At 45.1% G+C, this 4,392-nt stretch carries 4 protein-coding genes and 1 pseudogene; 4 read left to right on the top strand and 1 reads right to left on the bottom strand.

Going from position 1 to position 4,392, the window contains the following annotated elements; translation table 11 throughout:
• Positions 1–164: 164 nt before the first annotated feature.
• Complete coding sequence (locus ACYTXL_RS03025) at positions 165–989, bottom strand: SirB1 family protein (protein WP_461923452.1); 825 nt, start codon at positions 987–989, stop codon at positions 165–167.
• A gap of 255 nt (positions 990–1,244) precedes the next feature.
• Between ACYTXL_RS03025 and ACYTXL_RS03020 the strand changes: the two are divergent.
• The 4 genes and pseudogenes from ACYTXL_RS03020 to atpC form a co-directional block, all read left to right on the top strand.
• Positions 1,245–1,859: pseudogene (locus tag ACYTXL_RS03020) on the top strand (choice-of-anchor L domain-containing protein); the annotation flags it as partial.
• Positions 1,860–1,961: 102 nt separating this feature from the next.
• On the top strand, positions 1,962–2,162 hold the full coding sequence (locus ACYTXL_RS03015; protein WP_461923451.1) for a hypothetical protein: 201 nt from the start codon (positions 1,962–1,964) through the stop codon (positions 2,160–2,162).
• Between the two features lie 71 nt (positions 2,163–2,233).
• The gene (gene atpD / locus ACYTXL_RS03010; protein WP_292794976.1) at positions 2,234–3,682 is read left to right on the top strand and encodes a F0F1 ATP synthase subunit beta; all 1,449 of its coding nucleotides are present in this window, start codon (positions 2,234–2,236) and stop codon (positions 3,680–3,682) included.
• 146 nt (positions 3,683–3,828) lie between these two features.
• Positions 3,829–4,242: an ATP synthase F1 subunit epsilon gene (gene atpC / locus ACYTXL_RS03005; protein WP_292794977.1), complete on the top strand. Its 414-nt coding sequence runs from the start codon at positions 3,829–3,831 to the stop codon at positions 4,240–4,242.
• Positions 4,243–4,392 lie beyond the last annotated feature (150 nt).

Here is a 4,392-nt window from a genome sequence, read left to right as displayed (position 1 = left end):
CACGAGAGCCATGTAACAAAAGGCTCTCGTGTCGCCCACCCCACAATAAATAGTTGGATATTTTGTTATTTGGAAGTCCCTAATTCCTAATGAGGCTCTCTACCAGACGCTGCGCGTAGCATTGCTAAATCAGTAATTTCAATATCAACAGCTAAAATTTTGATTCAACTATTCTTACCCAACTTAGTAAGTAACTGCCGAATCACAGAGGCATCCTCGGCATCAGGAACTTTTGCTAAATAATTTTGTAAGTCGTTTATAGCTTGGGGGTAGTAACCAAGTTGATAGTAAATCAAACCGCGATCGCGCAATTCTAAAGTTAAATTAGGAAACAGTAACAAAATTCGTTCAATCGCTCCTAGCGTTTTTTCTAAATCTTGTTGTTTGATATAAATAAATTTTAAATTTGTCAGCATCCGTGCCAAAAATTGCCGATGACTGACTACGGCTAAAAATTCTGCTTGTAGCGTCACAGGTTGCTGATAAAGTTGAGACAGTCGTTCCTCGCAATCTTGAGCAAATATTATTTCACCACCATTGAAAGCATCCACAAAAATTTCTATATCTGGAATATCCGGGCGAATCAGAAAATGTCCTGGCATCCCCACACCAACCATCGGAAAATCAATCCGGCGGGCGACCTCCAGGTAAACCAGCGCTAAGGTAATGGGAATCCCCACTCGTCGGTCAATTACATCATTTAAAAAGCTGTTGCGCGGGTCGTAATAGTCAATTTTATTACCAGAAAACTTTAAATATTCGTAGAGATACTGATTAATGCTTTGAACTATCCGCAAAGGATATCGGGAAGAAGGCAGGCGTTCTTGAAGCTCCCATGCCATTGTCTGGAGAGCATTGAGGTATTCTTCTGGATCTAGGTTGGGATATTCTTCTTGTGCAATATACAAAGCTGCCTTTGCTAGGTCAATGTGTTCGTCAGACTGCTGAATCTCCTGGTAAAAATATTGTCGTGCTGACGAGAAATTCATAATGGTGTTGCTCGGTGGAAGTGTGAAGATGAAGCGAGAGCGGCTGGGCTGAACTTAAAACAGTTTTTTGTACCTATTTTGATATTACCCTAAGTTTTTAACGGGTCGCGGAAGTCCCCATCTTCTCTGCGAGACGCTACGCGAACAAGGTATTCCTAAGATGGGGATTGTGAGTGGGTGATGAACGCGAACAGCGTCACGAAGTGAGGATTGCATCTGGAATTGATTTTTTACAAAGTAAAAAATCAATTCCATAATTTTACCTCAGCTACAGGTGATCTCTTTTTCAACTACGTCTTTGCCTCGGAAGAATACAACGAATACGCTAATTCCCCATTTACAGCAGAAATCATGTATTTGAACCACATCTGTCGTAGGGGCACAGCAATGCTGTGCCCCTACCGCGTGGTCTATTTACCTGAAAATAGCTGTAATGACGTGTTTGGCTTTTTCTTGGATGGGGTTAACATTGCTCTGCTTGCTGGAACCACTACGCCAGTTTCTATTAATAATGTCAATGGTGGCAACCCATTAGGAACTAACGCCCAGAATTCTCAGTTCTTTATCAATAATGCTCCATCAGATGGCAGTCCATTCTTCAATCTTCAATATGATGGTTTCACTAAAGTATTTACTGCTAGCGCCAAAGGGCTGAGTGCTGGAAACCATACCATTAAGCTGGCAATTGCAGATGCAGGAGATACTATTCTTGATTCTGCTGTGTTTATTCAAGGTGGTACTTTCTCTGGTGAACCACCAAAAAGTGTTCCCGAACCCACTACTATGTTGGGGATTTTAGCATTCGGTATCTTTGGTGCAACTTCATCCCTAAAGCGTAAACAGCAAAATAATACCGCAGCTAAAGGCTAAATTTCTCCTCAGGTTATTTCGATATCTGTTGTGTCTGCGATCGCCAGACACAGCATTTTTTTGTGTTGACACACATAACTCTTGTACAGTAATAAGGAAAAATTGCAGCTATTTAAGCGGGTTGAACCAAAGCGGACGTGGCTAAAAAATGAGATTGGTGAAAAGCTAGGGTGTATGCTGGATGAAGAAAAAGTATCTGTACGTCCAGTTACACTAGTCAGGATGAGGGTTACAGCCAAAGCCCACCAGCTGATTTTTAAGGAATTACTAAGGGAGTTATGTCCCCGTCCGGTGCTAGAGTGAAAGGTGACATTGCTTAAATTTATGTCTTCTCAGACCTGATCTAAAATCTAGCTTCAATCATTAGGCGCAGCATGGTCACAACCGCAGAAAAAACAAACATTGGTTACATTACCCAAATCATTGGCCCAGTTGTAGACGTTAAATTTCCCGGCGGGAAATTGCCAAAAATCTACAACGCTTTGAAAATCACTGGCACCAACGAAGCTGGACAGGAAATCAACCTGACTGTTGAAGTACAGCAACTGCTGGGCGACAACCAGGTGCGGACTGTTGCGATGAGTTCCACCGAAGGCTTAATGCGCGGTCTGGAAGTCAGCGATACAGGCGCTTCCATCAGCGTACCAGTTGGAAAAGCCACTTTGGGTCGGATTTTGAACGTCCTTGGCGAACCTGTGGACAACAGGGGACCTGTAAATGCTGAGGCAACTTTACCCATCCACCGCTCTGCTCCCAAATTTACTGACCTGGAAACCAAACCTTCGGTGTTTGAGACTGGGATTAAAGTTGTTGATCTCCTCACTCCCTATCGACGCGGCGGCAAGATTGGTCTGTTTGGCGGTGCTGGTGTTGGTAAGACCGTGATCATGATGGAGTTGATCAACAATATCGCTACCCAGCACGGTGGAGTATCCGTTTTTGCTGGCGTGGGTGAGCGCACCCGTGAAGGTAATGACCTCTACAACGAAATGATTGAATCTGGGGTGATCAATAATGATAACCTCAACGAGTCAAAAATTACTCTCGTCTACGGTCAAATGAACGAGCCACCCGGAGCAAGAATGCGGGTTGGTCTTTCGGGATTGACAGTAGCAGAGTACTTCCGGGATGTGAACAAGCAGGATGTGCTGCTGTTTATTGACAACATTTTCCGGTTTGTCCAAGCAGGTTCGGAAGTGTCGGCGCTACTAGGTCGGATGCCCTCAGCAGTAGGATATCAGCCCACATTGGGAACCGACGTGGGTGAACTGCAAGAGCGGATTACCTCGACTACAGAGGGTTCGATTACCTCCATTCAGGCAGTGTACGTACCTGCAGATGACTTCACCGACCCCGCACCTGCTACCACCTTCGCCCACTTGGACGGAACAACAGTACTGTCTCGCGGTTTGGCAGCTAAGGGAATTTATCCCGCAGTTGACCCCCTTGGTTCAACTTCCACCATGCTCCAGGCCAACATTGTCGGTGATGAACACTACAATACTGCCCGGGCGGTGCAATCAACTCTGCAACGTTATAAAGAACTCCAAGACATTATCGCCATTCTCGGTCTAGATGAATTGTCTGAAGAAGACCGTCTAATCGTAGCGCGGGCCCGGAAAGTTGAGCGTTTCTTGTCGCAGCCGTTCTTTGTGGCAGAAGTATTCACCGGTTCTCCTGGGAAGTATGTGAAGTTGGAAGATACGATCAAAGGGTTTCAAAAAATTCTGTCTGGAGAGTTGGATGCTCTGCCAGAACAGGCTTTCTACTTAGTTGGCGATATTAACGAAGCGATCGCTAAAGCGGAAAAAATCAAAGGTTAGTCATTAGTCAAGAGTCATTAGTCATTGGTCATTGGTCATTAGTTCAAGTGCTAATGGTTAATGGCTAATGGCAAGGGACAACTGATAAAGGACATAGACGCCCTTTAGGCGGCTTCGCGTAGGGTAGGACAAAGGACAAAAGACAAATGACATTAACCGTTCGTGTAATTTCCCCAGATAAAACAGTCTGGGATGCCCCAGCTGAAGAAGTCGTTTTACCTAGCACTACTGGTCAACTAGGTATCCTAAGTGGACACGCACCACTTTTAACCGCCCTGGATATTGGTGTAATGCGAGTCCGTGCGGCTAAAAATCAGAATTGGCAAGCGATCGCTCTTTCGGGTGGCTTTGCCGAAGTTGAAGACAATGAAGTGACAATTCTGGTTAACGGCGCTGAACGTGGCGACAAAATTAACCTCGAAGAAGCCCGTGCTGCTTATAATCAAGCACAAGCGCGTCTGAATCAAGTGACAGCAGGCGATCGCCAAGCCCAAATCCAGGCAAACCAAGCCTTCAAACGCGCCCGCACTCGGTTTCAAGCGGCTGGCGGTTTGGTTTAATTTAATTTCTATTTCAAGTTTGTAGGTTGGCCAATGTCCAACCTACAAAATGTTTATTAAACCTCATCTAAGTTGAGAACCGTAGTTTTCGCCCTCACCCTAAATCCCTCTCCCATATCTGGGAGAGGGACTTTGAAATTCTGGCTCCCC

Source organism: Nostoc sp., assembly GCF_054880495.1.
Note: the sequence above shows the minus strand (reverse complement) of the source record. Positions and strands in the feature narration are given on the sequence as shown.